At 55.4% G+C, this 26,098-nt stretch carries 17 protein-coding genes and 1 pseudogene; 11 read left to right on the forward strand and 7 right to left on the reverse strand.

Features of this window, described 5'->3' with window-relative positions; all coding sequences use genetic code 11:
- Positions 1 to 591: 591 nt before the first annotated feature.
- Positions 592 to 732: pseudogene (locus tag GXP58_02910) on the forward strand (DUF1566 domain-containing protein).
- Between the two features lie 477 nt (positions 733 to 1,209).
- Complete coding sequence (locus GXP58_02915) at positions 1,210 to 1,929, forward strand: hypothetical protein (protein ID NOY52553.1); 720 nt, start codon at positions 1,210 to 1,212, stop codon at positions 1,927 to 1,929.
- A gap of 150 nt (positions 1,930 to 2,079) precedes the next feature.
- Here the strand turns inward: GXP58_02915 and GXP58_02920 are convergent, their stop codons facing one another.
- The 7 genes from GXP58_02920 to GXP58_02950 all read right to left on the reverse strand — a co-directional run bounded on the left by GXP58_02920 (position 2,080) and on the right by GXP58_02950 (position 11,410).
- On the reverse strand, positions 2,080 to 3,873 hold the full coding sequence (locus tag GXP58_02920; GenBank protein ID NOY52554.1) for an FAD-dependent oxidoreductase: 1,794 nt from the start codon (positions 3,871 to 3,873) through the stop codon (positions 2,080 to 2,082).
- 13 nt (positions 3,874 to 3,886) lie between these two features.
- The gene (gene dsrB / locus GXP58_02925; protein NOY52555.1) at positions 3,887 to 4,963 is read right to left on the reverse strand and encodes a dissimilatory-type sulfite reductase subunit beta; all 1,077 of its coding nucleotides are present in this window, start codon (positions 4,961 to 4,963) and stop codon (positions 3,887 to 3,889) included.
- Positions 4,964 to 4,979: 16 nt separating this feature from the next.
- Positions 4,980 to 6,257, reverse strand: a complete 1,278-nt coding sequence (gene dsrA / locus GXP58_02930; protein ID NOY52556.1) for a dissimilatory-type sulfite reductase subunit alpha — start codon at positions 6,255 to 6,257, stop codon at positions 4,980 to 4,982.
- A 251-nt stretch (positions 6,258 to 6,508) separates the two neighbouring features.
- On the reverse strand, positions 6,509 to 8,341 hold the full coding sequence (glmS, locus tag GXP58_02935) for a glutamine--fructose-6-phosphate transaminase (isomerizing) (protein NOY52557.1): 1,833 nt from the start codon (positions 8,339 to 8,341) through the stop codon (positions 6,509 to 6,511).
- A 118-nt stretch (positions 8,342 to 8,459) separates the two neighbouring features.
- Complete coding sequence (gene glmU / locus GXP58_02940; protein NOY52558.1) at positions 8,460 to 9,872, reverse strand: UDP-N-acetylglucosamine diphosphorylase/glucosamine-1-phosphate N-acetyltransferase; 1,413 nt, start codon at positions 9,870 to 9,872, stop codon at positions 8,460 to 8,462.
- Entirely contained in the window at positions 9,869 to 10,507 is a 639-nt protein-coding gene (locus GXP58_02945; GenBank protein ID NOY52559.1) for a DUF502 domain-containing protein, read from the reverse strand. Before GXP58_02945 ends, glmU begins: the two co-directional genes overlap by 4 nt.
- 180 nt (positions 10,508 to 10,687) lie before the next feature.
- Entirely contained in the window at positions 10,688 to 11,410 is a 723-nt protein-coding gene (locus tag GXP58_02950; protein ID NOY52560.1) for a PEP-CTERM sorting domain-containing protein, read from the reverse strand.
- Positions 11,411 to 11,914: 504 nt separating this feature from the next.
- Here GXP58_02950 and GXP58_02955 point away from each other — a divergent pair.
- From GXP58_02955 to GXP58_02995, 9 genes are all read left to right on the forward strand, one after another.
- Positions 11,915 to 12,553 carry a dTMP kinase gene (locus GXP58_02955; protein NOY52561.1) on the forward strand — a complete coding sequence of 213 codons (639 nt, stop codon included), beginning with the start codon at positions 11,915 to 11,917 and terminating at the stop codon, positions 12,551 to 12,553.
- Between the two features lie 25 nt (positions 12,554 to 12,578).
- A complete protein-coding gene (gene holB, locus GXP58_02960) occupies positions 12,579 to 13,571 on the forward strand; it encodes a DNA polymerase III subunit delta' (GenBank protein ID NOY52562.1) in 993 nt (330 codons plus the stop codon).
- 68 nt (positions 13,572 to 13,639) lie between these two features.
- Positions 13,640 to 14,794, forward strand: coding sequence for a stage 0 sporulation family protein (locus GXP58_02965; protein ID NOY52563.1), 1,155 nt, complete (start codon positions 13,640 to 13,642; stop codon positions 14,792 to 14,794).
- 21 nt (positions 14,795 to 14,815) lie between these two features.
- Positions 14,816 to 16,711 carry a methionine--tRNA ligase gene (gene metG / locus GXP58_02970; protein ID NOY52564.1) on the forward strand — a complete coding sequence of 632 codons (1,896 nt, stop codon included), beginning with the start codon at positions 14,816 to 14,818 and terminating at the stop codon, positions 16,709 to 16,711.
- A 58-nt stretch (positions 16,712 to 16,769) separates the two neighbouring features.
- Entirely contained in the window at positions 16,770 to 18,146 is a 1,377-nt protein-coding gene (locus tag GXP58_02975) for a YchF/TatD family DNA exonuclease (protein NOY52565.1), read from the forward strand.
- Positions 18,147 to 18,437: 291 nt separating this feature from the next.
- Entirely contained in the window at positions 18,438 to 20,453 is a 2,016-nt protein-coding gene (locus GXP58_02980; GenBank protein NOY52566.1) for a hypothetical protein, read from the forward strand.
- 322 nt (positions 20,454 to 20,775) lie between these two features.
- Entirely contained in the window at positions 20,776 to 22,311 is a 1,536-nt protein-coding gene (locus GXP58_02985; protein ID NOY52567.1) for a hypothetical protein, read from the forward strand.
- 39 nt (positions 22,312 to 22,350) lie between these two features.
- Positions 22,351 to 24,420, forward strand: coding sequence for an AAA family ATPase (locus GXP58_02990; GenBank protein NOY52568.1), 2,070 nt, complete (start codon positions 22,351 to 22,353; stop codon positions 24,418 to 24,420).
- Between the two features lie 48 nt (positions 24,421 to 24,468).
- Positions 24,469 to 26,094 carry a DUF4388 domain-containing protein gene (locus tag GXP58_02995; GenBank protein ID NOY52569.1) on the forward strand — a complete coding sequence of 542 codons (1,626 nt, stop codon included), beginning with the start codon at positions 24,469 to 24,471 and terminating at the stop codon, positions 26,092 to 26,094.
- Positions 26,095 to 26,098: the final 4 nt, after the last annotated feature.

The following is a 26,098-nucleotide window of genomic DNA, read 5'->3' on the forward strand; positions in this document are numbered from 1 at the left end:
AGTGGCGGATAATTTGACCGGGAGATCGACGTGCAACGCGGAAGAGGGTCCGGAAGTCAGAAAGTTTTTCTCCATCTGTGCAAACTTTTGCCTAATAGTGGAAATAGTTTTCACAATAATGGTAAATTTTTTCCACTTTTCAAAACACATCGTTGTCGCAAGCCTGGGACACAAAGAGAAGATTCACAAAAAACACCCATCTTTTCATGTGGTTAAAGCGACGATCATTCAAGATCGACTCTATAATGGTATAAAAATTGCATTATAGTCAACTTGTAAACTTTCCCATTCGCTCATTACTTTCGAATGATGCATCTACTTTTTTTGCTAACTTTGAGCTGGATTTTTGCTCCATGTATCATACACTGTTAACTCTCTGTTTCTTCATATAACGCAGGCAACTCGACCTTTTGTGCCTATTCGGCTTTCTCCTGCTGGGCTCCGGCCTCTTCCGGCTGTCCGCCTGCAGGCGCAACTGTTTCCGGAAGCTCAATAAGACCCACCACAAAACTACTCGCTGTTTGGGAGGGTGAATCAATGGATCGACACAACATCTTCTTTTATGTTCTGGTCTTTTTTTGTATCTCCGTTATGCCTGCTCATGCAACACTGATCGATATCGGAGGCGGCCTGATCTATGATGACGTCCTCGACGTCACATGGCTTCAGGACGCAAACTATGCAAAAACATCCGGGTATAACGCAGACGGCCTGATGACCTGGTCGGAAGCCCAGGCCTGGGCCGGGGGGTTGTCTTATTATGACTCGGTCCGGGATGTTGTGTTGGATGACTGGATACTTCCGACTACACCGGGAACAATTAACGGACCTCTGAACGAAGGTGATTTGGGCCATCTCTACTTTGAGGAGGGAGTCACACCTGCAACACCAGGACCATTTGTCAACTTGCAGGCCGGCAAATACTGGACGGACACTCCCTATTCCCTAGACCCGAACAAGGCATGGGGATTCGATTTTGTCGTCGGTGGGCCCTGTGTAAGCGCTATAGACGAAAGAACGTCCATCATGCCTTACCGTCCTCGTAAGCCGCCTTTTCATGGTCCCATCACTCCGGAACCCTCATCATTCATCCTGATCGGAACGGGACTGTCCGGATTACTCGTCTTGACAAAAGGGAAAGCAAAACACCACAAACCATAACCATATTCCAATCCCAAGCCTGACTTGAAAATCGGTGGAGAGAAAAAAATGATGAAGAGAATCCATCCGTTGGAATTTAATGATATCGAATTCATAAAACAACAGAACAGGTTCCATCTTTTTTATATCCCGATGATTATTGTGCTGACCATTTATTCATCGAATTCTTTTGCAACGCCCATCGATCCGCCTCCTCATTTGAAAATTATGAATGACAGCCCAGGATTCTTTGAAGCAGAAATAGACGGAATGATGTCAGGTGCTACGTGGTCCTCGCAAGGTCCATCAACTCAAAACGGCAACATTACCATTTCTGTTTGGGAATATCTTATACCTGTGGTGGGAGTCAAGTGGCATGCTTGGGGCCAGTTGGAGAAAGTTATATATCGGGATATGTCGGATAGTAATGCTTATCCTGAATTCACTTATAATCTGTTTCTCTATGGAAGGCATATGGTTGCGCTTCACAACAATGAAACTGCACCGAACACGAATATATTAGCAACCTATTTTCTAAACTTAAGAGGAATTTCAAGCAGTCCCTCATTACAAAAAGACAAAGATAGCGTGTTGCACCCTCACATTCCACATAACGACTCAATGCAATTAACTGTTTACGATATGGACGATGAAAGCCCAAGTTATCTTTGGCCGGACGGATCAATTTTCAGTGTCGTAAAAATGTATCACACTCCGGAACCATGTTCCATTCTACTTTTTGGTTCTGGAATTTCTATTTTATTTAGGTTTGTCAGAAAGAAAGGCTGATAGCGCATCTTCCGCAGTTCAAAATGCAAATTATCCGTATGGTTAGAATTCTAAATCGTAATGTTTTGATGTTTCTTCGTGAACTTGGCGATCTTGGCGAGAACGGAGCAAATCTTCGGTAAACCGCTCGGGCTCGCAGTCAGCATACCCTCACAACCCCATCCCCATCTCGATATAGCCGCAGGGGCAGGTATACGAACAGATATGACAGCCGTTGCAACGGGTGTAGTCGGTAAACATCACCTGTCCCATGGGCCGGGAGAAATCGTGACGGATGGCATGGCGGGGGCAATAGATCCGGCACTGACCGCAGCTCATGCAGAGCCCGCAGCTCATGCAACGTCCGGCCTCGGCCACGGCGTCCTCCGGAGCCAATGTCCCGAAGATCTCCTGGAAGCCGTTGACCCGGTCGGAAACGTTTTGTGCCGGCGGCTCGTGACGCGGGGCATCGGGATAGTAATCGAGGCGAAGATCTCTTTCCCGGATGGGCCGCACCTTCGGCAGGGGACGGTACTCCCGGCCATGAAGATAGGCATCGATCGCCAGGGCCGCTTTCCGCCCTTCCCCCACGGAACGGGTGGAGATCCCCAGACCGAGGACATCGCCGCCGGCAAAGACCCCTTCGACATTCGTCTCTCCGTTCTTCCGGACCTCTCCCCAGCCCCATTCGTTTGCCAGTCCCTTCATGTCCCCGGCAAAATCGGGAAGTTGACCGATCCCGGAGATCACGGCCGTGGCCTCGATAAAGAACTCCGATCCTTCCACGGGCAGGGGGCGCCGCCGGCCGGATGAATCGGGCTCGCCCAATTCCATACGGATGCATCGGACCCCGGCCACACGGTGATTCTTCACTTCAATTTCAACGGGAGCGGCCAGAAATTCGATCCGCACCCCTTCCTTTTCCGCCGCAACGATCTCTTCTTCGATGGCCGGCATCTCGGCACCGGTACGCCGGTAGAGGATCGTCACCTCGGCGCCGCCTTGCCGTCTCGAGACGCGGGCCGAATCGAGCACACTCTGGGCCGATTCGGTATCAAACTGTTCCTCCTCACCGGAATCCTTGTGCGCCATCCGGAGGGAGACGTCGATGGCGCTGTTTCCGCCACCGATGACGACCACCTTGTTTCCAAGGTCGATCTCGACTCCCGAATTGATCCGGTTGAGGTAGTCGGCCGCGGCAAAGACATGGGAGGCATCCTCGCCGGGGATATTGAGCGCCACGCCCCGATGGGCGCCGATCGCCACATAGAGGGCATCGTATTCACTGCGAAGCTCCCGGAAAGGGAGGTCGACGCCGACCTTGACGTTGGAGCGGAGATTGACCCCCAGGTCGAGAATTTTCCGGATCTCGCCGTCGAGGACCTCCTCCGGGAGCCGGTAGGAGGGGACGCCGTAACGGAGCATTCCGCCCGGTTTTTCATAGGCATCAAAGAGGGTGACGGGGTAGCCGCGCCGGACCAGTTGGTAGGCGCAGGAAAGTCCCGAGGGCCCGGCGCCGATCACGGCCACGCTCTGCGGTTTCACTTCCTCCGTCAGTTTCCGTAACGGAAGTCCCCGTGCGAGGCCGTGGTCCCCGACCGCACGTTCAAAGGCGTTGATCGCCACGGCGCCGTCGGCCTTGTGCTGCCGGTTGCACCCCTTTTCACAGGGATGGGGGCAGATCCGTCCATGTACGGCGGGCAGGGGATTCTTGTCCGTCAGTATGTACCAGGCCTCATCCAGGGCCTCATCGACGGGTTTTTTTTGATATTCCGCACGTGCCACCACGGTAAGATACCCCCGGATATCTTCACTGCTCGGGCATTCCGCCCGGCAGGGGGGCAGTTTCCGTACATAGACGGGGCACTTCCAGCTTTCACCGCTGGTGACCACCATCTCCGAGGGGGAGGCCTTTTTGTTTTGAATGATTTCAAGGTCCCGGCAAAAAACAGATTCTGCGCCCATGGTCATTCCCCTCCTATAAGCGGACCTGCGAGGACGTGTTGAAGGTCGTCCGGGCAAAGCGGTAATTATCGATATGGTACTTGGTGAAGGGAAAACCGGTAACCTCGAAGAACCGCTTCCAGCCGACCCGGTCGATCCACTCGCCGACCCGCTCGTAGGGCTTCGCACCCGCCTTGTAGGCATCGAGGATCCTGCAGACCGCCTCGCTCACCTCCGGCCACCGGGGGGGATTGTTGGGGAGCCCGTAGGTGGCGAGTTTCATGAAGGAAGGTCCGCTCCGGGTACTCGCCGACTTGCCGCCGACCCAGATCGAGAGCGTATCGGCCTCGGCATCACGGATCTCCATGCTCGGACACTGTCCGTGACAGGCCCCGCAGTACATGCACTTCTCTTCGATCACCTCCAGGGAGTCCCGGCCTTCCACCCTGCGCGGCCGGACCGCCGCAACGGGGCAGATCGCCACCACCTTGGGAAGCTCACAGATCTGCATCTTTCCGTGATCGATCTTCGGCGGTTTGTGGTGCTGCAGATTGATGGCGATATCCGACTGCCCGCCGCAGTTGATCTGGCAGCAGGAGGTGGAGATCTTGACGCGTTGGGGCAGGCGCTCGTTCACGAAGTCCTCATAGAGGGTATCCATGAGTGCCTTGACGGCGCCGGCCGCATCGGTTCCGGGGAGGTTGCAGTGCAGCCATCCCTGGGTATGGATCACATTGGAGATGGACGGTCCGGTCCCCCCCACGGGGAAACCGAGAATGTCGCGGACCTCCCGGATCAGGGGATCGATATCCTCCTCGCGGGCCAGGAGAAACTCGATGTTGCACCGGCTGGTGAAGCGCAGATGCCCCTGGCAGTATTTGTCCGCAATCGTACAGATCTTCCGGACCGTATCCACACTCATGGTTCGGGGGGATCCCGCCCGGACCGTGTAGAGGGCATCCCCGCTTTCCGCCACATGGACCAGCACACCGGGGCGGAGACGCTCATGATACTTCCACTTGCCGTAGTTTTTGGCCATGAGGGGATGGAGAAACTTCTTGAACTCGGGCGCCCCGTTATCCCGGGGTGCCGTCTTTTTTGTGGTGGTCATCGTTGATCCTCCCGCGCTATGAGATGGTCTCTTCGCCGTCCGGCTCCTTGTTCAAAACAGACGGGGCCTTTTTTTCCTCTCCCGCCATCCTCGGCCGCGTGTACTCTTCGAATTTGATATAAGGGTTGCTGCGCGGCTGATTGACCATCTGCGGATCCGGTTCCAGGCCGATGCCGTCGAGGAAGGTCCCCAGTCCGACCCGGTCGATGAATTCGCCGACCCGTTCGTGTTCCATCCCATGCTCCCCCCAGAAGTCCCAGATTCTCCGGACGAGGTCGGTCAGTCTTTCCCAATCCTCCTCGCTCTCCATCTTCATGAAGGGGACCAGCACCGAACTCATGGTATCCCCGATCTTCAGGCTGCGCTTGCCGCCGATCAGGATCGTCACCCCCCGGTCACGTCCGATCGACAGGGCCCTGTGCATCACGTTGATACAGTGCATGCAATGGACACAGTTGTCGTCGTCGATTATGATTTTCCGGTCCTTCAGGGTCATACATTGGGTGGGACAGCGTGCAATCACCGTATTCATCACCGAGCGTTCTCCCCGCTCGTCAATAAACCTGGCGACCTCTTCCTGGTCCACCTGGATGCCGTCGCGCCAGGTCCCGATGATCGGCATGTCGGAGCGCTGCATGGAACAGGCACAGTCGTTGGCGCAGCCGGAGAGCTTGAACTTGTACTTGTAGGGGAATTCGGGACGATGAAGTTCGCTGATAAAGGTATCGGTAATGTACTTGGTCAGACCGAGGGTATCAAAGCAGGACATCTCGCACCGGGCGGGTCCGACGCAGCAGGCGAGCGTCCGCATGGCCGCGCCCGAACCGCCGAGGTCCCAGCCCTTCTCCATGAGTTCCTCGCCTGCTTCAAAGGTCTGCTCATTGTCGGAACCAAGCATCAGGATGTCACCGGTCATGCCGTGGAACTGGAGGATCCCGGCGCTGTGTTTCTCGCTGATATCGCAGAGTTCCCGAAGGGCCGCAGTCGAATAGACCCAGGCCGAAGGTTCAAGAATCCGGATCGTGTTGAACCGGGCCATGGCCGGGAACTTGTCCACCACGTCCGAGTATCGGCCGATCACCCCGCCGCCGTATCCGTCGAGATTGATCACCGTCCCGAGCCAGTGATCGGTGCGCGTCTCGTAGGACTCTTCCAGTTGCCCCAGAAGCTGTTTCACGGCCGGCTTCTTTTCGGACAAGTCCTTCAGGTCCGTCACGAAACTCGGCCACGGGCCTTTTTCCAATTCGTCCAGCAAAGGCGTTTGGATCTCTTCGGGCTCTTTTGTGTCAGACATCACTCACCCCTTCCTTCTTTCCGGAACCGCTTCACGGATGTGATTTGCATCGCCGGCAAACAAAACTGCGGATCATGGTTTCTCAATCAATAGAAATAGACCAGCATTCATTCAAACATTACTATATCTCAATATATTTTATTGTGACGCATATCACATAAAAAACAATTTCCGCTCATGCCCCAATAATAAGCGATTTAAGCGTTCAAGACTGCATTTTTATGAGCAAAAGGAAAAACATAAAAGCGCCACTACTCCACCGTGACGCTTTTGGCCAGATTCCTCGGCTGATCGACGTCGGTCCCGCGCAGTACGGCGATGTGGTAGGCGAGGAGCTGGAGGGGGATGGTCATCAGGATCGGAGAGAGGAAGTTATTCGTTGAAGGGACCCGGAGGGTATGGTCGGCTTTCCCCTCCACTTCCGGTTCCTTCTGATTCACAAGGGCGATGACGATCCCGGAGCGTGCCTTGACCTCTTCGATGTTGCCTCGGGCTTTTTCAAAGACGCCGTCATGGGGAAGAAGGGCAACAACGGGCATCTTTTCATCGATGAGAGCGATGGGGCCGTGTTTCATCTCGCCGGCGGGGTAGCCCTCGGCATGGATGTAGGAGATCTCTTTTAACTTCAGCGCCCCTTCGAGGGCGATGGGATAGTGAATACCGCGCCCCAAGTAGAGAAAGTCGGTCCGGTCGGCATAGAGCTTCGCCAGCTTCCGGATCGTCTCTTCCTCTTCGAGGATCTTTTCCACCTGCTGGGGGAGTCTGGCCAGGTCTTCCATTAGGGGAACGGCCTGTTCTTCCGGCATCCCGCCCCGTGCCCGGGCGAAATAGAGGGCAAAAAGATAGAGCGCAACAAGCTGGGTGGTGAAGGCCTTGGTTGATGCGACACCGATTTCCGGGCCGGCGTGGGTGTAGATCACGCCGTCGGCCTCCCGGGTGATGGAGCTTCCCAGGACGTTACAGATTCCGACGGTTTTGGCCCCTTTCCCCTTCGCCTCACGCAGCGCTGCCAGGGTGTCGGCGGTCTCACCCGACTGGGAAATGCAGATCAGGAGGGTTCTCTCATCCACAATCGGATCCCGGTAACGGAATTCCGATGCGATGTCAACTTCCACGGGGGTCCGGCTCATCTCCTCGATCATGAACTTCCCCACGAGGGCGGCATGGTAGGAGGTGCCGCAGGCGATCATGATGATTTTGTCGATGTCTTTGGCCCCGGCCGGAGTGAGTTCGAACTGTTCGAAGAAGACCTCCCCCGTTTCCCGGGAGATCCGTCCCCGGAAAGTGTCGAGAATCGCCCGGGGCTGTTCGAAGATCTCTTTCTGCATGAAGTGTTTGTAGCCCCCTTTTTCCGCCATGACGGCGCTCCAGCGGATTTGCTGAACCTCTTTGGTGACGGGGGTGCCGTCAAGTTTTGTGACGGTGACCCCTTCACGGCTGAGCAGGGCCATCTCCCCGTCGTCGAGGAAGATCACCTTCCGGGTATGGTTCAGGATGGCCGGGATGTCGGAGGCGAGGAAGTTTTCTCCCTGACCGAGCCCAAGGACGAGGGGGCTTGCCTTCTTGGCGGCGATGATCCGGTCCGGTTCGTTGCGGTTCATAATCCCCAGGGCGAAGGCTCCTTCCACCTGCTGCAGGGCTGTCCTCACGGCCTCCACGAGGTCGCCGGTCCCCTCCTTTCGGTATTTCTCGATGAGATGGGCGATGACCTCCGTGTCGGTCTCCGAGGTAAATACATATCCTTCTTTGGTCAGCGCCCGTTTCAGCTCCAGATAGTTTTCGATGATGCCGTTGTGGACAATGACGGTGTCGCCCGAGCGGTGGGGGTGGGCGTTCTCCTCGGAGGGTTTTCCGTGGGTGGCCCAACGGGTGTGTCCGATGCCGATGCCGTCTGCGGTGCTGTTCCCCCGGGTACAGGCTTCGAGATTCCGGATCTTGCCTTCACACCGGTGAATCCTGATCTCGTTGTTCTTGAGATAGGCGATTCCCGCCGAGTCGTAGCCGCGGTACTCCAACCGTTTCAATCCGTCGATTACAACGGGTAGGACGTCCTGGCTGCCGATGTAGCCGACGATGCCGCACATGGGGTTACTCCTTCTCAGTTACCCTTGAAGTTAATATTTTGCACCACCCTTCGCCCCTTCGATGGCTTCGGCACACTCAGGAGAGCCTGTGCTGAGCTTGCCGAAGAGAGCGGGCCGGTCATTTCGCCTTCTTCTTTTTCCGCAGCCTCTCCCGGATCTTTTTCGCGCCGTTCCTGATGATCTTCTGCTCCACCCGGCTCAGTGCGAGGGAGTCTTCCGGCACATCCCGGGTGATGGTGGAACCGGCCCCGATGAGGGAGCGGTCACCGATGGTGACGGGGGCAATGAACTGGGTGTCGCTCCCGACAAAGACCTGATCCCCGATCGTGGTTGTGTGCTTGAAGATGCCGTCGTAGTTACAGGTGATGGTCCCGGCGCCGATGTTCACCCCTGACCCCATCCCTGTATCGCCGATATAGGAGAGATGATTGACCTTGGAGCCTTCCCCGATGACCGATTTCTTGATCTCCACGAAGTTGCCGATGTGGGCCGAAGGGCCGATCTTTGCCCCGGGCCGCAGATGGGCGAAGGGACCGAGGATTGCCCCCTCTTCCACCCGGGCTTCAATGAAGTGACAAAACCCCCGGATCTCCACGTTCCGTCCGATTGCCGTGTCGATGATCCTTGTGTTCGGACCGATCACCGTCCCCTCCCCGACGGTGGTCTTTCCTTCCAGATAGCAATCGGGATGGATAACGGTATCCCTTCCGATTGTAACATCAAGGCCGATCCAGGTCCGAGTCGGGTCGATCAGGGTGACCCCCTCCCGCATGTGGCGGAGATTGATCCGATCCCGCAGGACCGCCCCGGCTACGGCAAGCTGATCCCTCGAATTGATTCCCATGACCTCTTGCGGATCGGCGCAGACCACCCCCCCGACCCTTCTCTGTTCCATCCGTGCAATCTCGATCAGGTCGGTCAGGTAGTATTCCTGCTGAGCGTTTCGGTCGGTCAGGGAGTCCACGGCAGTACGGAGAAATGTACCATCGAAACAGTAGATCCCGGTATTGATCTCATCGATCTTCCGTTCCGCATCCGAGGCGTCTTTCTCCTCCACGATCTTCAGGATGTTCCCCGATGGAGAACGGACGATCCGGCCGTACCCGGCGGGGAGATCAACACGGGTGGTCAGCAGGGTCACGGCGGCGCCGTTCTCTTCATGATGGAGGAGGAGTTCTCTGATTGTTTCTTCTTTTATGAGGGGAACATCGCCGCAGAGGATCAGCACCGGCCCGGTCGTTTCTTGCAGATGGGGAACGGCCTGCTGAATGGCGTGGCCGGTGCCTAACTGTTCCGTCTGGAGGGCATAGTCCAGATCGAGTCCGGCCAGGCTTTTCCGGACGGCATCGGCCTGGTGTCCCACGACGACAACGATCTTTTCCGCTCCGCTCTTTTTCGCCAGCGCCACGGGGAAGATAATCATGGGACGGCCGAGGAGGGGATGGAGGACCTTGACGCGGTCCGATTTCATCCGGGTTCCGAGGCCCGCTGCGAGGATAACTGCGGTAACGGTTCTTCCCTGCTCGTTCATGCGGGCTCTTTTCCTTGGGCGCCGGGCAGACTGCACCGTTCGGCCGGTGTAATCATTCCGGCGGAAATGATCATCTTCAACCCTTCTTCCACGGTCATATCCAATATTTTAACATCCTTTTCCGGGAAGATAAGAAAAAAACCGGAGGTCGGGTTCGGGGTGGTCGGGATGAAGACATTGACCAATTTCTCGTCGGTGATCTCCCGGATCTCGCCCCGGCATTCGCTGGTGAGAAAACCGATGGAATAGATCCCTTTCCGGGGATATTCCACGAAGACCACTCCTTTGAATCGTGCCTGTCCCTGGGTGAAGAGGGTATCAACGAGCTGTTTGACGAACTTGTAGATGATCCTGACGAACGGGATTTTATCGAGAATCCGTTCGCCGATCTGTCCTAATTTCCGGCCGAAGAAGTTGCTGGCGAAGATCCCGATGAGGAGAATCAGGCAGGCAAGCAGAAGAATCCCCATCCCCGGGAAATAGATCTTCAGATAGTGCCGGATCGGGTAGCCGATGAGCTGCTCCACCGGAGGGAGCAGGATCTTCAGGATCCAGTAGGTCAGGCCGAGGGGAAGGGTGACCAGGATCCCCGTAATGAAGTATTTCCTGAGCAATCTGCGGATCGTTTTCGTCATCTGTGAATTCCGCTCCTTCCGGGTCCGACGCAGGATGCGGAATTATAGGCCGACCCCTTGTAACTTTGCAAGTTTTTTCAGGCGGAAGGGGCAAGAAAGGGGTCACGTGGAGGGGGTGCTTTCCCCCCGCGGGGGAAGAAAAACCGCCCCCGACGGAAACCGGATGGTCGACCGGGCCTTTCAGCGGCCCCGCTTGCGCACAACGGCAAACAATCCGGCCAGTCCGCCTGAGAGGAGCAGGAGAGAGGATGGTTCCGGAACGGGGGAATAACGATAAGATGTCAATTCCGGGATCTCGTTATCCGTCCCCTCCAGGAGGGTTCCCGTATTCCCCAGATAAAGACCCGTGAAGAGATCGTTATCATAAGAATCATAGTCGGCAAACCGGAAATTCCAGTCGATCGTTCCGTTCTGGTAAAGAATCATCTCAAAATTGTTTAAATAAAAACAACCTTCATCTTCATAAGTCTCCGTCAGATAATCAAAGATCACGCGGTCGGACAGCGAGTCATCATATCCGTACGCCCCGTAATCATAAGACGACAGATCATCATATGCCGCCAGTAGGTAGGTCGCGGAAGAATTATCAGCAATCAGATCGTCGACATTGCCATAGCCATAGCCTGTCGGTGTTTCCGTCCAGGAGAGCAGCTCCACGTAACCGTTCGAGTCCATGTCGAAGGCGTCGAATGTTTTCCCTCCAAGGGTTACGGGAAAGGGAAGCGCAATCTTTCCGGAAGAATTGTCATCCGCGGAATCGGTCCATGTCAGATCGGGTCTCTGCCAGTTGTAGGCCGTTTCGGAAATGGTGCCGTCGACGGTATAGGCTTCGACGGCTCCTGCATACAGTCCCGTCGCGAAGAACAGGGAAATAAGCCATAACAACATCATAAACTTTCTCATTAGTGATCTCCTCTTTCACCGATGGATAAAAAAAGATTCAGATCTCAGCACCGCTGTTATCCGTATATAAACATTAGTAACTTCTGACAGGTAAAAGTCGCGGAGAAAATGAATTTTGTTGAGCATAATTTACAGCAAGGGAGGGGCTCTTCCCCGTAACCATTTGTTTTTATTAAGAAAAGAATAGGGGAACAGGCTGGTTTTCTTGCGTGGACTCTCTCTTCGGCGGAAGAGCTATCTTCATGTAGCTCCGACCCCTGGTGCATTCAGATTTTGCAGTTGATTTTGATCTTAAACTCTGTGCCTGTGTGCCTTTGACACTTTGCCCCCTGGTCTATCCCCGTGACTCTCCTGTTCCCCGTGGTTAAATGTTTTTGACTTTAGATCTTGCCTTTGCCGAATCCCGATGATCTTCGATTCACCTGTCTCTATGAAAAATCGGGGGAAGTCCTGGAAAGCCATTTCCCTTGAATTTCCGAGGTGTATTACCTATACTGCCTCCTTATGAAGGGAAAGCTGATCACTTTCGAAGGAATTGAGGGGTGCGGCAAGACGACCCAGGTCGATCGGACCTGCCGCTGGATGGAGAGTCAGGGACGCCCCTTTCTCCGAACCCGGGAACCGGGGGGGACCGGAATCGGCCGACAGATCCGGAAGATCCTCCTCGATACGCGGAACCGGACCCTCGATGCCATGGCAGAGCTGATGCTCTATGCCGCCGACCGTGCCCAGCATATACGGGAACTGATCCGGCCGGCCCTTGACCGGGGTGAGTGGGTTCTCTGCGATCGGTTTGTCGATGCCACCCTTGCTTATCAGGGGGATGGCCGGGGGCTGGACCGAAAAACCATCGCCACCCTCAATGAGATGGCTACGGGAGGGTTGAAGCCGGCGCTGACCCTGCTGATCGATCTTCCTGTTGAGATCGGCCTCTCCCGTGCGATTCGGCGGAATCATCAGGAAGGGGCGACAAGGGAAGAAGGGCGTTTCGAGGCGGAAGAGGTTGCTTTTCATGAACGGGTACGCGGGAGTTATCTCCGGATGGCCGAAGCGGAACCGGACCGGTTTCGTCTCCTCGACGGAACCCAAAGCCCCGACGAGATTCACCGAGGGATCGTATCGTTTCTGAGCCCCTGTCTGTAGGGGCGTTGAAGAGAGGTTGCAGACCGTGTCTTTTTCAGAAGTGCTGGGCCAAGCGCAGGCGATAGAGGTTTTGCAGCGTGAACGGAGCCATGAACGGATCCCCCATGCCTATCTCTTCTGCGGCCCGGACGGCGTCGGGAAAAAACGGACCGCCTTCGCTCTGGCGCAGTCCCTCCAATGTGAGACCGGTGGGGTTGATGGCTGCGGTGATTGTCCGGCCTGCCGCAAGGTTGCACACGACCGGCATCCCGATGTCCATTTTTATCAGCCCGTCGCCCGGACCAAGGGGGCCATGTCGAAGATTTATATCGATCAGATCCGGGAACTCCAGGGAGCCATCTCCCTGAAGGCGATGGAGGGACGGAAAAAGATCATGATTGTCGACGATGCGGACCGGATGGTCGATCAGGCCGCCAATGCCCTGCTCAAGACCCTCGAGGAACCGCCGGGAGATTCTCTCCTGATTCTGATTGCGACCTTCCCGGACCTCCTTCCGTCAACGATTCTCTCCCGGAGCCGGAAGGTCCGCTTCCGGCCGTTGTCCGACGAGTTGGTGACGCGGGTTCTGATGCGGGAACGGGGAATGACGGAAGAAGGAGCGCGGACACTGGCCCGTTTTGCCCAGGGGAGTCTTTCCCGGGTTATGGAAGTGGAACCGGAGGATCTTCTCACCCACAGGGAAGAGTTCCTGAAGGAAAGCGGTCGGTGGAAGGAAGGAGACCTGGGCGCTGTTTTTGATTTTTGCGCACGCTTTGCCAAGAATAGCGGCGATGCCGTAGATTTTATCCACTACCTCCTGGAATGGACAAGGGATCTGATCGCCCTGAAACTGCAGGGACCGGAAGGGGTTCTGATCTATCGGGACCGAATCCCCGATCTTGAGGCGGGCTGCCGGGGGACGACAGTAGAGGATCTGCTGGAGCAGTTTGACCGGCTGCAGGGGACCTTGAAAAAACTGGATCGAAATGTAAATCCGAGGCTGGCGCTGGAGATCGCCTTGAGCCGCCTGGTCGCATGAAGGAGCCCTCTCCCGTTTCCGGGATGGACCCACCGAGGGAGCGGGACGGCAGCACGGCTGGAGAAAATATGGCAAAAATTGTAACGATCTGTTTCAAGAACAGCAATAAAAAATATAATTTCGATCCCGGAGACCTTGATCTCAAAGTCGGCGACCGGGTGATTGTGGAAACGGACAAGGGCCTGACCTGCGGGACCCTTTCCGGCGGGATTCAGCAGGTTAGCAGCGATTACCTGAAAAAACCGCTGAAAAAAGTTATACGCGTGGTTGGCGAGAAGGACCTGGAAAGACTGGAGGAGAACCATCAACTCGAACAGAAAGCCCGAAAAATTTGTCTCGACCGGGTTGCCGCCCGACGACTTCAGATGAAACTGGTCGAGGTGGAGTATCTTTTCGACCGGTCCAAGGTGATCTTCTATTTTACGGCCGACGGACGGATCGATTTCCGGGAACTTGTCCGGGACCTTGCCTCTCAGCTTCGGGTCCGGATTGAGATGCGCCAGATCGGTGTCCGGGACGAGGCGAGGATGCTGGGCGGGGTCGGTCCCTGCGGGAAGGAGTTCTGCTGCCGGTCCTATCTGCAGGAGTTCGAACCGGTCTCGATCAAAATGGCCAAGCATCAGAACCTCTCCATCAACCCGGCCAAAATCTCCGGGGTCTGCGGCCGGCTGCTCTGCTGCCTTAGCTACGAAAACAGTTTCTATCACGGGTTCAAGAAAGGCCTGCCCAAACCGGGAAAAATGATCATGACGGCCGGCGGGCCGGTGAAGGTCCGCACGCATAACGTACTGCAAGGGAGCATAACCGTCATGGGCAGGGAAGGGAAAAAGGTCGATCTTGTCGAACCGGACCTGTCACACCTCCGGAAAGGGCTCCCCCTCGAAAGAGACCTTTTTGCCGGGGAAGAGAAGAAGACGGCGCCCTTTGCTCCTGTACCGGCCGAATCCGGCCCCAAAGAAGTTGCCGATAACGGGACAAAACCGAAACCGAATGCAAAGTCAAAACCAAGATCTCGTTTCAAACCGAGGGCCGGACAGTCAAAACCCCGGAAGGCGGCTCCTTCCGAAGGGGAGTCGGACGGCCTTTTAAACAAGCTGAAGAAAATGACGGGAATACAGAAGGATGAGGAAGAGGGGCGCAAAAAACGTCGGCCGAGACGGCGGCGAAGACGCAGACCCCGGGGGAAAGCCTCTTCCACATCGGGGGGCGAGAGCAAAAATTAATCAAAAGGGAGTTCTTAGTTCATGAAAAACCCTTTCTACCTGACGACACCGATCTACTATGTCAATGATGTTCCCCATATCGGCCATGCCTATACCACGACAGCGACCGATGCCCTGGCCCGGTACCGGAGGATGATGGGGGATTCGGTCTTCTTCCTGACCGGCACCGATGAACACGGGCAGAAAGTGGAAAAGAGCGCCGCCCTCCAGGGGATCTCCCCGAAGGAGTTGGCCGACCGGGTGGTGGGACGATACCGGACGCTCTGGCGGGAGATGACCATTTCCAACGATGATTTCATACGGACCACCGAGGCCCGGCACAGGGAGGCCGTGCAGTCCCTCTGGAAGACCGTCGAAGAAAAGGGGGACATCTATCTCGGGGAATACGAGGATTGGTACTGCACCCCCTGCGAGACCTTCCTGACGGACCACCAATTAGTGAACGGGGCCTGCCCGGATTGCGGACGTGTTCCCGAACGGCTCCGCGAGGAGAGCTATTTCTTCCGGATGTCCCGCTACGGCGACCGGCTCCTCGATTTTTATGAGAAACATCCCGACTTTGTCCGGCCGGAATCCCGCCGGAATGAAATCGTTCAGTTCATCCGGGGAGGGCTTCGCGACCTGAGCATCAGCCGTACCACCTTCTCCTGGGGGATCCCCGTGCCGGGCAACCCGAGGCATGTGATCTACGTCTGGTTCGATGCCCTGACAAACTACCTGTCGGCCTTGGGGTTCCCGTCGGATCGGGAACGTTTCGAGACCTACTGGCCGGCGAAGGTCCATGTGATCGGCAAGGATATCCTGCGGTTTCATGCCGTCTACTGGCCGACCTTTCTCATGGCGGCGGGACTGCCTCTGCCGGAGCAGGTTTTCAGTCACGGCTGGTGGACGGTGGACGGGGAGAAGATGTCGAAATCGAAGGGGAACGTCGTCGATCCGGGGAAGATGGTCGAGCGGTACGGCGCCGATCCCTTCCGCTACTTTCTGCTCCGGGAGGTCCCTTTCGGTCTGGACGGTGACTTTTCGGAGAAGGCCCTGGTGGGACGGTTTAATTCCGACCTGGCCAACGACCTGGGGAATCTTTTCTCCCGGGTGACGACCATGCTCGGCAAGTACTGCGGCGGGAAGGCGGTACGGACCGGCGGAGGCGGGGAACTGCGGGAGAGGGCCGAAGCGGTCCTGGCCGCGGTGGACGGTCACATGGAAAAACTCGCCTTTCACCTGGCGCTCCAGGAGATCTGGGGGCTGATCAATGCCGCCAACCGCTATGTCGACCGGAAGGCGCCCTGGACCCTCGCCGGGGATCCCGGCCGTCATGACGAGCTGAATGCCGTCATGTATCATCTCATCGAGACGCTTCGGCTGGTGACCCTGCTGATCTCTCCCTTCATGCCGGCGACGGCGAAGAAATGCGCCCTGCTCTTCGGGATGACGGAGAAGGATTTCCGGAAGGAGAACCTGGTCTGGGGGAAGACCTCCGATGGGCTTTCCGTCTCCAGGGCGGAACCGCTCTTTCCCCGGCGGGAGAGGAAACCCGATGTTGCCGTGCCGAAGAAGAAGGAGGTCAAAGCGGAGAAAGAGAGAAAAAAAGAGCTTCTTACCCTCAAAGAGTTTGCCTGCCTTGATCTTCGTTCCGGGGTGATCCGGGAGGCCGGGCCGGTGCCGGAATCGGACCGGCTCCTCCTGCTGAAGGTCGATACGGGGGAGACCGATCCCCGCCAGGTGGTGGCCGGGATTGCGGAAAGATACCGGCCCGCCGATCTGATCGGCCGGGAGGTGGTGGTCGTCTGCAATCTCAAGCCGGCGAAGATTCGGGGGGTGGAGTCCCGGGGAATGATCCTGGCCGTGGAGGGCAAGGATGGACTTGTCCTGGTCGGTTTTGATGAGAATGTCGGACCGGGGAGGAAGGTGCGGTAATGAAAAGCTGTTCAAACCGTTCAAAAAGTTTCAACCGTTTAAGCGGCAAGGTTGTATCATGTTGATCGATTCCCACGCCCACCTGACGATGGACAAATTTAAAGAAGACCGGTCCGAGGTCCTGGCCCGGGCCCATGCGGCGGGGGTTGATACGATCCTCACGGTGGGAACCGATCCTTCCGAGTGGGAAGGAGTCTGCGCTCTGGCCCGGATGGAGGGGGCGGTGGAGATCTATGCCGCGCTGGGTCTTCATCCTCATGAAGCTTCCTCCTGGTCGGAGGCGTTGGCGCAATCCCTGCGGACCCGTTGCGCCGGTGAAAGGGTGGTGGCCCTGGGGGAGATCGGTTTCGATTTTCACTATGATCATTCTTCCGCGGCGGAGCAGGAGGCCGCCTTCCGGGCGCAGGTCCGCCTGGCGAAAGAACTCTCCCTCCCCCTTGTGGTTCACTCCCGGGAGGCGGAGGCCGAGACCATGCGGGTCCTGCGGGAAGAGGGGGTATCCGGAACCGGGGGGGTGATTCACTGTTTCTCCGGCAGCCGGGAGATGGCGCGGCAGGCGCTGGAACTCGGTCTCTTCATCTCCTTTTCCGGGACTCTGACCTTTAAGAATGCCGGGAACCTTCGGGAGATCGCCCGGGAAATCCCGATCGAGAAAATGCTCATCGAGACCGACTGTCCCTATCTTGCCCCGCAGCCGGTACGGGGCAAACGGAACGAACCGGCCTATGTTCGTTATGTCGCGGAGGTCCTGGCCGATCTCAAGGGGCTGACAGTGGAGGATGTGGCCCGAATCACCCGTCACAACGCGCGGGAACTCTTCTCCATGGGTTCGGCGGACACCGAAGGGAAGATCGCCTACCGGATCCGGGATTCCCTCTATCTGAATATTACCAACCGTTGCACCAATGCGTGCGGTTTCTGCGTCCGCAACCACAGTGATTTCGTGAAGGGGCATAACCTCCGGCTGGATCGTGAGCCCGGGGCCGCTGATGTGATCCGCTCCATCGGGGACCCGAAGGAGTATCGTGAAGTCGTTTTCTGCGGGTACGGGGAGCCGCTGATCCGTATCGGACTTGTTAAGGAAGTTGCGGCATGGATTCACGAGCAAGGAGGCCGGGTTCGCATCAACACCAACGGTCAGGGAGACCTGATTCACGGACGGAAGATCGTGCCCGAGCTGTCCGGTCTGGTCGATGCCTTTTCGGTGAGTCTCAACACGGAAAATGAAGAGAAATACCGGGCCATCTGTCGGCCCCGTTTCGGTTCCGGGACCTATGAGGCGGTGCGCGATTTCATCCGGCAGGCCCGGGAGATTGCCGAGGTGAGTGTCACCGTCCTCGATCTGCCCGATGTCGATGTGGAAGCCTGTATGAAAATTGCTTCGGAGGAGTTGCAAGTCGGTTTCCGGATGCGATATTATGACGAAGTGGGGTAACGACTCAGGTCACCTCTCTTTTCCCGCATGACTGCGTTACGCATGCCGTTCTGCAACCATGTTGCAGAACGTCGCGTGTCTCGCTTTATATAATTGTTGCCGCTTTCAGCGGCTATTCAATTAGGGAATCTTGAGGTATTGCGGTGCTCAAATCCTCAACGTATGAAAAATACGCCTCCGGTTTTGCGCTCCTCATGCCTTGTCCTGCGGGAAAATAGAAGCAACCTGAGCCGTTACGAAGAGGGGTAAGTTCCCGATGCAATCCCATGGCGGGTGGAGCGATTCTTCCGGATGAAGAAAAAAAATAAGCCGGGCGACCAGTGGACGATCTATGATCTCGATCTTTTCGCCTTCGAGAAGATCCTGAAAAAGGCCTCCATCGGCCTCGGTCAGACCCTTTTTCTGCTTGATACGGAGGGGTTCTTCCTGACAGCCCCCCCCCCGGAACGACCGCCCTTTTGCAAGTATGTCCTGGACCACAAGGAAGGGAGCTTCCGTTGCCGGGAGAGCATGGCCAAAGGGCACAAACGGGTCATGGAGGAGGGAAAGTCCTCCATCTTCTCCTGCCATGCGGGGATGGTCAAGGTCACGGCGCCGGTGTGGGTCGACAACCGGATTGTGGCGGTTCTGAACGGCTGTACCAGTACTCTCCTTCATGATGGCAGTCCTTTTCCACAGAACAAGTTCCGACGCAGTATCCGGGAACTGGACATCCCGGGAACAATCTTCGGGCAGATCCGGACGGTTTCCAAGGAACAGGTAACGGCAACCCTTGATCTTCTCGTAGCGATTGCCAACCTGATTGCCGAGACGTCGGCGGAAAATCTTCGGACCCTCCATCAGGTCGAAGAGGCGACGAAACATATCAAGCATCAGAATGAGCGATTGATCGCTCTCTATGATTTGAACCAGATCCTTCAGAGTCCGTTGTCGCTCGATGAAAAATTGCTCGTGATCCTCACCTCTCTGACGGCCAACGAAGGGTTCGGGTTCAACCGGGCCATGCTGCTCCTCTTGAATGAAAACATGACCTGCCTCGAGGGGAAAATGGGGGTCGGACCCTCCAGCCGGAAGGAGGCTCTTTCCGTCAAAAGGCGGCGGACCTACGGGATGGATGAAAGATCCTTTTACGAGAAAATCCGCCGGCAGGAAATCCGTGTTGGAGAGGAGGACGCCTCCTTTGATGATCTGGCCCGGTCTCTTTCCTTCTCTACCCGGGACAAATCGGTCTACCCCGTAGCCGCCCTTTTTGGAAAGGGCCCTGTCATCTTACAGAGCCGGGGGGAACGGAAGGTCCCCATAGATCCGGCCTTGAAAAAGGTCCTGGGCAAGACCCGCAGTTTTCTGGCCATTCCCCTCATTGAACATGAAAGCCCCATCGGCGTGATCCTCACCGACAACCGTTTTTCCGGACGGGCGGTCGGAAAGGACACCCTCCAGATCCTCAGTGTATTCGCCAACCAGGCGGCGACGGCCATTTCCAATTCAAAACTCTATTCAATCCTGCAGGAGAAGATCTTCCAGTTAGCCGAATCGAACCGTCAGTTGCACAAGGTGCACTCCCGGATGATGCAGATGGAACGATTTTCCATCATGGGGTCCGTGGCGGCCGGGGTCGCCCATGAAATCAAAAACCCCCTGAATGCCATTGTGATCTATCTGGAATTGCTGAAAAAGGAGATTGCCAAGGAGAAGCCGGAAAAAAGCAGGATTTCCGAGAAGCTCAATGTGGTGGAACAGGAGATCGAACGCCTCTCCGATATGGCAACGGAATTTCTCTCCTACAGCAGCGTGGAGCAGTTGGAAATGAGCCCCATCGATATCAGGATCCTCCTGCAGCAGGTCCTCCGTTTTATCGGATATCAGGCGAAGGAACAGAATGTGACCATCAAAAAGTCTTTTGCCCGCTCCCTGCCGGAGATCTCCGTCAACCATAAACAGATGAAACAGGTTTTCATCAATATTATTTTGAATGCCCTGCAGGCCATGCCGGAACGGGGGGAACTTACCGTCTCGCTGAAAAAGGCTGTCCCAAAGCCCGGCTGTTTGCAGATTACCTTTGCCGATAACGGGAACGGGATTGCCCCGGAAGTCCGGGAGCATATCTTTGAACCCTTTTACACCACCCGGAAAGGGGGAACCGGGCTGGGACTCTCCTTTGTGGACAAGGTCCTCAAGGAGCACGGCGGCGAAGTCGAGATTCAAAGTGCACCGAAAAAAGGGACCCGGGTGATTCTCTATCTTCCTCTGACGGCGCAGGGCTACGGCAGGGTCGATGTCCGGGAGCGAAAAACCACCCCGTTGTAATTTTTGATGGTGTCGTAAAAAGTCACGAAGCCCTTCGACCCTTCGGCCGGCTCAGGAGAGCCTTGCTCAGGGCGAATGGTGTAAGTTATTGATATTCCGTTCTTGTGGTTCGGCAAGCTTCCGAGCATGGTGAGCTTGCCGAACCACATGCTCGGAAAGTTTAATGGACCGTTCGTGGTGAGACTGTCGAACCATGAACGGAATCCGGAAAACGACTTTTTACGACTTTATCATTTTTAATCCACGGGTATTTTTCATTGAGTTGTAGCCTTGAATCCAATATAATAATATAGTTGCATCGTTTCAAATTCAGTGAGAAGCCATGACAAACCAGACAAATACAGACATCAAGATATACTATTATTTGTTCCTGAGAAACCGGACACTCTTTTTCAGCCTTTTTGTGGCGGTGTTTACAACGGTCTCCCTGAGCAGCCTTTTCTTCCCCAAGGTCTATGAATCGACTACGGTGATCCGAGCACAGAAGGAACAGCCCAATCCGATCGGAACCGGGAAACTGGTCCGGGAAGACCCGAGGTCGAACCTGAAAACCCTGGAAGAGATGATACTGAGCCGGACTTCGCTGAATCGTGCCATCAAGGAGATGAAACTGGACGGGGATATTGCCTCGGTTGAGCAGAGAGAACGTCTCTTGATGTCGGTCCGGAAGCGGGTCAAGATCCGCAGTATCGGAGCGGGTCTTTTTTCCATTGCCTTTCAGGATCATGATCCCGAAGGGGCGATGCGTTTTACGCAGACCCTGTCGTCCATCTTTATTGAAGAAAGCCTTGCGCTCAAGCGAAATGAGGCATATTCTTCCGTCGGCTTTATCAAGAAACAGAAGGATTTATACAAAAAAAAGCTTCAGGCGTCCGAAGAAGCATTGAGGAAGTTCAAACTGGCCCACATTGATGAAATGCCTGGAAAAGAGAATGCCAGCCTGGTCCAGCTTCAGCGTCTGCGCGATACGCTGGCCTCGACCTCGCTGGAGTTGCAGGAGGACATTCAAAAAAAAGAGCTGATTGCGAAACAGTTGTCCGGTGAAAAACCGATGGTGGTCTCCATGATGAGCGGAGGGGCGACTTCAACGGTAGACAAGATCAAGGTTCTGCAATTCCAGCTAAGTCAGCTCCTGGCGAATTATACGGAAAAACACCCTGATGTGATCCGGATTCGTTCGGAAATTGAAAAGCTAAAAAAGGAGGGAAGTGTCCCGGGGGCGAAGAGTGGACCGGGTCTCCCTCGGTCCGACGAATTTACGACGCTGAATCCGTTGCACCAGAAACTGAAGGAGAATCTGAATAACATCGAGATCAGTATCGGGACGCTGAAACACAAGGAGCAAATCCTGAAGGGAGAGATCCGGGAACTTGAAAAGAAGGTGCGGAGCATTCCGAATCGTGAAAAAGAACTCGTGGGACTTCAGCGGGATTATAATGTTAATGAAAAGATCTACCAGATGCTCCTGATGAAACTGCAGGAGGCTCGAATCTCAAAGGCGCTCGAAGTGAATCAGGGAGGAACCCGGTTCGAGGTTGTCGATCCGCCGAATCTTCCCGTTTTCCCGGTAAAACCGAACCTGCTCCATTTTCTTCTCGCGGGCCTGGCGCTGGGATGTGCCGCCGGCGCCGGCTCCATTTTTCTCAAGGACTATTTCAATTCATCGACCTGGGGGGTCCGTGAAGCCGAAGAGGTTTTTGGTCTGCCGGTTCTGGCGGCCGTCCCGGTGATTGAAACAGAGGAGAGTCTGCGAAAGAAAAAACACCGGCGGATCCAGTGGATCCTGGGTTCTTTTTTGTTCCTGCTCTGTGTTGCGGGGACAATCGCCTTTGCCGTTTTCCATGTGTCAATCCGATGATTTCATGTTTTGAAACTTAACATGTGAGTACCGCTGCTCATGTATACTGCATTTTACGGATTCAAAGAAAAACCCTTCAAACTTGTACCGGATCCCCGTTTTCTCTATATGAGCGAAGCACATAAGACGGCTCTGAGTCATCTACAATACGGGATCGAGGACCGGAACGGTTTCGTTGTCATTACCGGGGAGGTGGGGTCCGGCAAGACCCTCCTGCTCCGGGTCCTGATGAACAGTCTGCCGGCGAGCACTCAGGTGGCCCGCGTCATCAACACGAATTTCAATGCGCAGGAGTTGCTTGAGCATGTCCTCAATGAATTCGGTGTGGAGGTGGAGAGTCGGAAAACAAAACCCCAGCTACTCTCCATGCTGACGCGTGTTCTGCTGACGGCCTTCGCTGAGAAAAAAGAAGCGATCCTGGTGATTGATGAGGCTCAGAATCTCAGTATCAATGCCCTGGAAGAGTTGCGGATGATCTCGAATCTTGAGACCAACACGGAAAAGCTGGTGCAGATCGTCATGGTCGGACAGCCGCAGCTTCGACACAAACTGAATCTCCCCATATTAGAGCAGCTGAAACAGCGGATCACCGTACAGTATCATCTCGGTCCGCTAAACGAACAGGAGTGTGCAGGCTATGTGAACCATCGGCTCAAAGTTGCCGGGGGGGCGCCGATGGATCTTTTTGCTCCGGAAGCACTGAAGCTCATTTATGACTATGCCGGAGGCATCCCGAGGTTGATCAATGTCATCTCGGATGCTGCACTCCGCTTAGGCTATGTGGAAGGAACGAAGAGGCTGGATGAAAAGCTCCTCCACAGTGTCATGGAAGAGTTGCAGGAGATCGGTGATGGAGCGCCGCGGGCAGCAACGCAGCCTCGACAGGTGATGACGACGGTACTGGATCAGAATGCCGTGGAACTGAACAGAAAGTTTCAGGACCTCTACAACCGGATGCAGTCCGTCTATGCCGGGAAGGGAGAGGAGAGTCTGCTCCTTTATGAACAGTTGTTGAATGTTGAAAAGGAGCAGGACCCGAAGAAGCAGGCCACATTAAAGGCGCGGGAGGAGATGCTCTTTTCCCGGGAACAGGAGATCCACCGGAAACTCCTTGAGGTTTCCACCCGCCTCAACGAGGTCAATGCCGTCAAAGAAAGTCTGGAAGAGAAAAAGATCGAGATTCAGAACAAGGTCCTGGAAGTTGATCAGCAACTTCGCAGGATGCGGGAATGGAAGTCGGAAATGTCTTCCTCCTCTGCGGCCGGGTCGGCCGATCAGCTCCTGAAGCAGAAAATGGAAGCGTTGGAAGGCATCCAGCAACGTCTGCAGGAACGAGAAACCGACCTGAACGATAAGATGGAAGAACTGCGAAGTATCCTCCAGGAGCTGGAGCAGAAAAAGGTCCTTCTGGACCACCTGGGAAGCGAAAGGCCGATGGAGGAGCGTTTGAAGGACCTGGAGAAACAGCAGGCCCTGGTACGCCGGAAGGCGGAGGAGCTAATGAGCCGGCTGGGATTTCTCGAAAAGGAGATCCGGACGGAACGAAAGGAAAAAGCACAGGGGCCGCCCCCCGGGGGTTCCTCCTCAAACATGCAGGGTATACAGGATCAGGAGTTTCGGAAAGACCTGATTCATCGTGTGGAACGGTTGAAGTCCGATATTGATACTCTCGGTTTTCAGAAAAAGCTTTTTCATGCTTCAACGGAAAAAGACGACAAAATTCAGTCCCGACTGGAAAAAATCGAACGGCAATTTTCTTCTCTTCAGAAAAAGGAGGAACGCCTGCTGAGCAAGATTGAGAATATCCAGGAGAGTTCACGGCTTTTAGAGAACAAGACATTCGCCGTCGACGAGATGACGGAAAAGGTAACCCGGCGGGACAGACTGCTGGAAAAGAAGCTCGGTGAGTTGTACAACCTGATTTTGGCGATGGAGAGAAAGGACCCGCTCTTTCCGGCCCAAGAGGTCCGGTCGGCCTTACCCGTTTTGGCGGGGGAGGACGGGGTTGAAAGGACGGCTGGGCTGTCCGGAGCCGAACCCGCCGGAAAGGCTTCGGCGCCGGGCCGACGGTTCAATATGCTCATCCGTGAAATTTTGAAAGGATCGTAAGCAATTGCCCCGGGGATGCCCCGGTGGGTGGAGAGAACAGAGGTTGTAATGGAAATTCAAGGATTGCTTCAGGATGTGTCGGTTTCGGCACTTCTCCTGCAGGCGGAATCGGAAGAACAAACGGGTGTCCTCTATCTGAAAGGAGAGGGGATGATCGGTGAAGTGGCTTTTGAAAACGGACGGATCTATGCGGCCGCTTCTCCTTTTGTCCGGGAACGGATCGGACAGCGGTTGATTCTCGAAGGGGTCATCCGTCCCGCCGATCTCTATCAGGCACTGCAGGATCAGGAAAATCACCCCAAACATGCCTTGGGAGAACTTCTGGTGGAACGGGGACTCCTTCCTCCGGAACGTCTTCAGGAGTTCCTGACCTTCCAGATCGAAGAAGCCGTCCTCCATCTCGCCATGTGGCAAAAGGGGCGTTTTACTTTTGAACGGCGTTCCCGGCGAAAGAAGCATCCGGTGGGACTTTGTCCGGGTAAAATTCTGGAGCAGAAGGAACGTATGATGAAACTGAAAGAAGAACTCCCCCGCGGGGTGATGGAGTGGGTGGAAAAGTCTCCCGATTCATGCCTTTTCCACCGATTCCAGTCCGATATGGAAAGAACCTTCTCGCGGGCGGAACGGTTTGAGCCCCGGATTATCATTCTGCTGGTTGAAGGAGATTCGCGGATGCGGATGATGGTCCACGATGAACTGGTGAAACACAATTTCAGCATCAAGGGGGCCGGGAATGTCACGAAGGCCCGGGCACAGATTGACCACCTGCTGGAACAGGGCTACAGCCCGATCGTGGTGACCGATGTTGATTTTCCGCACCGGAAAAAAGAGATGCAATTAGAAGGTCTCTCTTTCATGGAGACCCTGCATCAGGAACATCCGGAGATTCCCATTCTGGTTTCCACCTCGTATCCAATTTCAAATCTGCGTAGAAAAATCCTCTTTTCAGGCGGGATCTTCTGCCTGGTGAAACCGGACCTGGACGTCCTTTCCTCTCGAAATTTTGAGCAGGTCTTCCAAGCCTATATCCGGGAGTTAGGATATTGCCTCGATCTCAGTATCCAGCAATATTATCAGCAGTATTATCGGGAGCGGGCGGAGATCCTCCGCGATGATCTGATGGAAAATCTGATGAATGCCCGTGCGGAAATCAATCGTCTCGGGAGTCACTCGATTGAAGAGACAAAGATCCATGATCTCTACTACCGGGTGAGTGATCTACTGGTTCGGCAGGGGAATGTGGACCATGCCATTGAGGAGGTCCTGAAATTTTTGGCGGAGCGGTTCGACCATGTGGCCCTCTTTCTGTGGGGCAAGAAGTATCTGAATGGTTATCTGGGCCGGTCGAACCTCCGGGCGGATTTCGGAGAGACGGTGGCCAAGGTCTCCGTGGAACACGGCCGGATCCCCTTTCTCGTCGGCCTGAACAAGAAAACTGTTTTTACCGGCCCACCGCCGGAAGAGGATTCCTACCGTGAGTTTCTGGATCGTTTTCTCCCGGCTCCCCCTTCCTGGCAGCTTCTCTATCCGTTGGAAGTTCTGGGAAAGGTCGTCGCCCTGTGGTATGCGGACCGGGAGCAGGGAGAGGCATCTCTTCAGGAGACCCGGGTGCTGGTCGCCCTGGTGAATCTGATTGCCCTCTCCTTGAAAATGGATATTGAAGGTGTCGCGTAAAGGA

This window comes from Deltaproteobacteria bacterium (assembly GCA_013151235.1).
Classification (GTDB): domain Bacteria; phylum CG2-30-53-67; class CG2-30-53-67; order CG2-30-53-67; family CG2-30-53-67; genus JAADIO01.

Coding starts and splice junctions, on each gene's coding strand:
- GXP58_02915 (NOY52553.1), top strand. CDS start 1,210: ATGATGAAGAGAATCCATCCGTTGGAATTTAATGATATCGAATTCATA.
- GXP58_02920 (NOY52554.1), bottom strand. CDS start 3,873: ATGGGCGCAGAATCTGTTTTTTGCCGGGACCTTGAAATCATTCAAAAC.
- dsrB (NOY52555.1), bottom strand. CDS start 4,963: ATGACCACCACAAAAAAGACGGCACCCCGGGATAACGGGGCGCCCGAG.
- dsrA (NOY52556.1), bottom strand. CDS start 6,257: ATGTCTGACACAAAAGAGCCCGAAGAGATCCAAACGCCTTTGCTGGAC.
- glmS (NOY52557.1), bottom strand. CDS start 8,341: ATGTGCGGCATCGTCGGCTACATCGGCAGCCAGGACGTCCTACCCGTT.
- glmU (NOY52558.1), bottom strand. CDS start 9,872: ATGAACGAGCAGGGAAGAACCGTTACCGCAGTTATCCTCGCAGCGGGC.
- GXP58_02945 (NOY52559.1), bottom strand. CDS start 10,507: ATGACGAAAACGATCCGCAGATTGCTCAGGAAATACTTCATTACGGGG.
- GXP58_02950 (NOY52560.1), bottom strand. CDS start 11,410: ATGAGAAAGTTTATGATGTTGTTATGGCTTATTTCCCTGTTCTTCGCG.
- GXP58_02955 (NOY52561.1), top strand. CDS start 11,915: ATGAAGGGAAAGCTGATCACTTTCGAAGGAATTGAGGGGTGCGGCAAG.
- GXP58_02965 (NOY52563.1), top strand. CDS start 13,640: ATGGCAAAAATTGTAACGATCTGTTTCAAGAACAGCAATAAAAAATAT.
- metG (NOY52564.1), top strand. CDS start 14,816: ATGAAAAACCCTTTCTACCTGACGACACCGATCTACTATGTCAATGAT.
- GXP58_02975 (NOY52565.1), top strand. CDS start 16,770: ATGTTGATCGATTCCCACGCCCACCTGACGATGGACAAATTTAAAGAA.
- GXP58_02980 (NOY52566.1), top strand. CDS start 18,438: ATGAAGAAAAAAAATAAGCCGGGCGACCAGTGGACGATCTATGATCTC.
- GXP58_02985 (NOY52567.1), top strand. CDS start 20,776: ATGACAAACCAGACAAATACAGACATCAAGATATACTATTATTTGTTC.
- GXP58_02990 (NOY52568.1), top strand. CDS start 22,351: ATGTATACTGCATTTTACGGATTCAAAGAAAAACCCTTCAAACTTGTA.
- GXP58_02995 (NOY52569.1), top strand. CDS start 24,469: ATGGAAATTCAAGGATTGCTTCAGGATGTGTCGGTTTCGGCACTTCTC.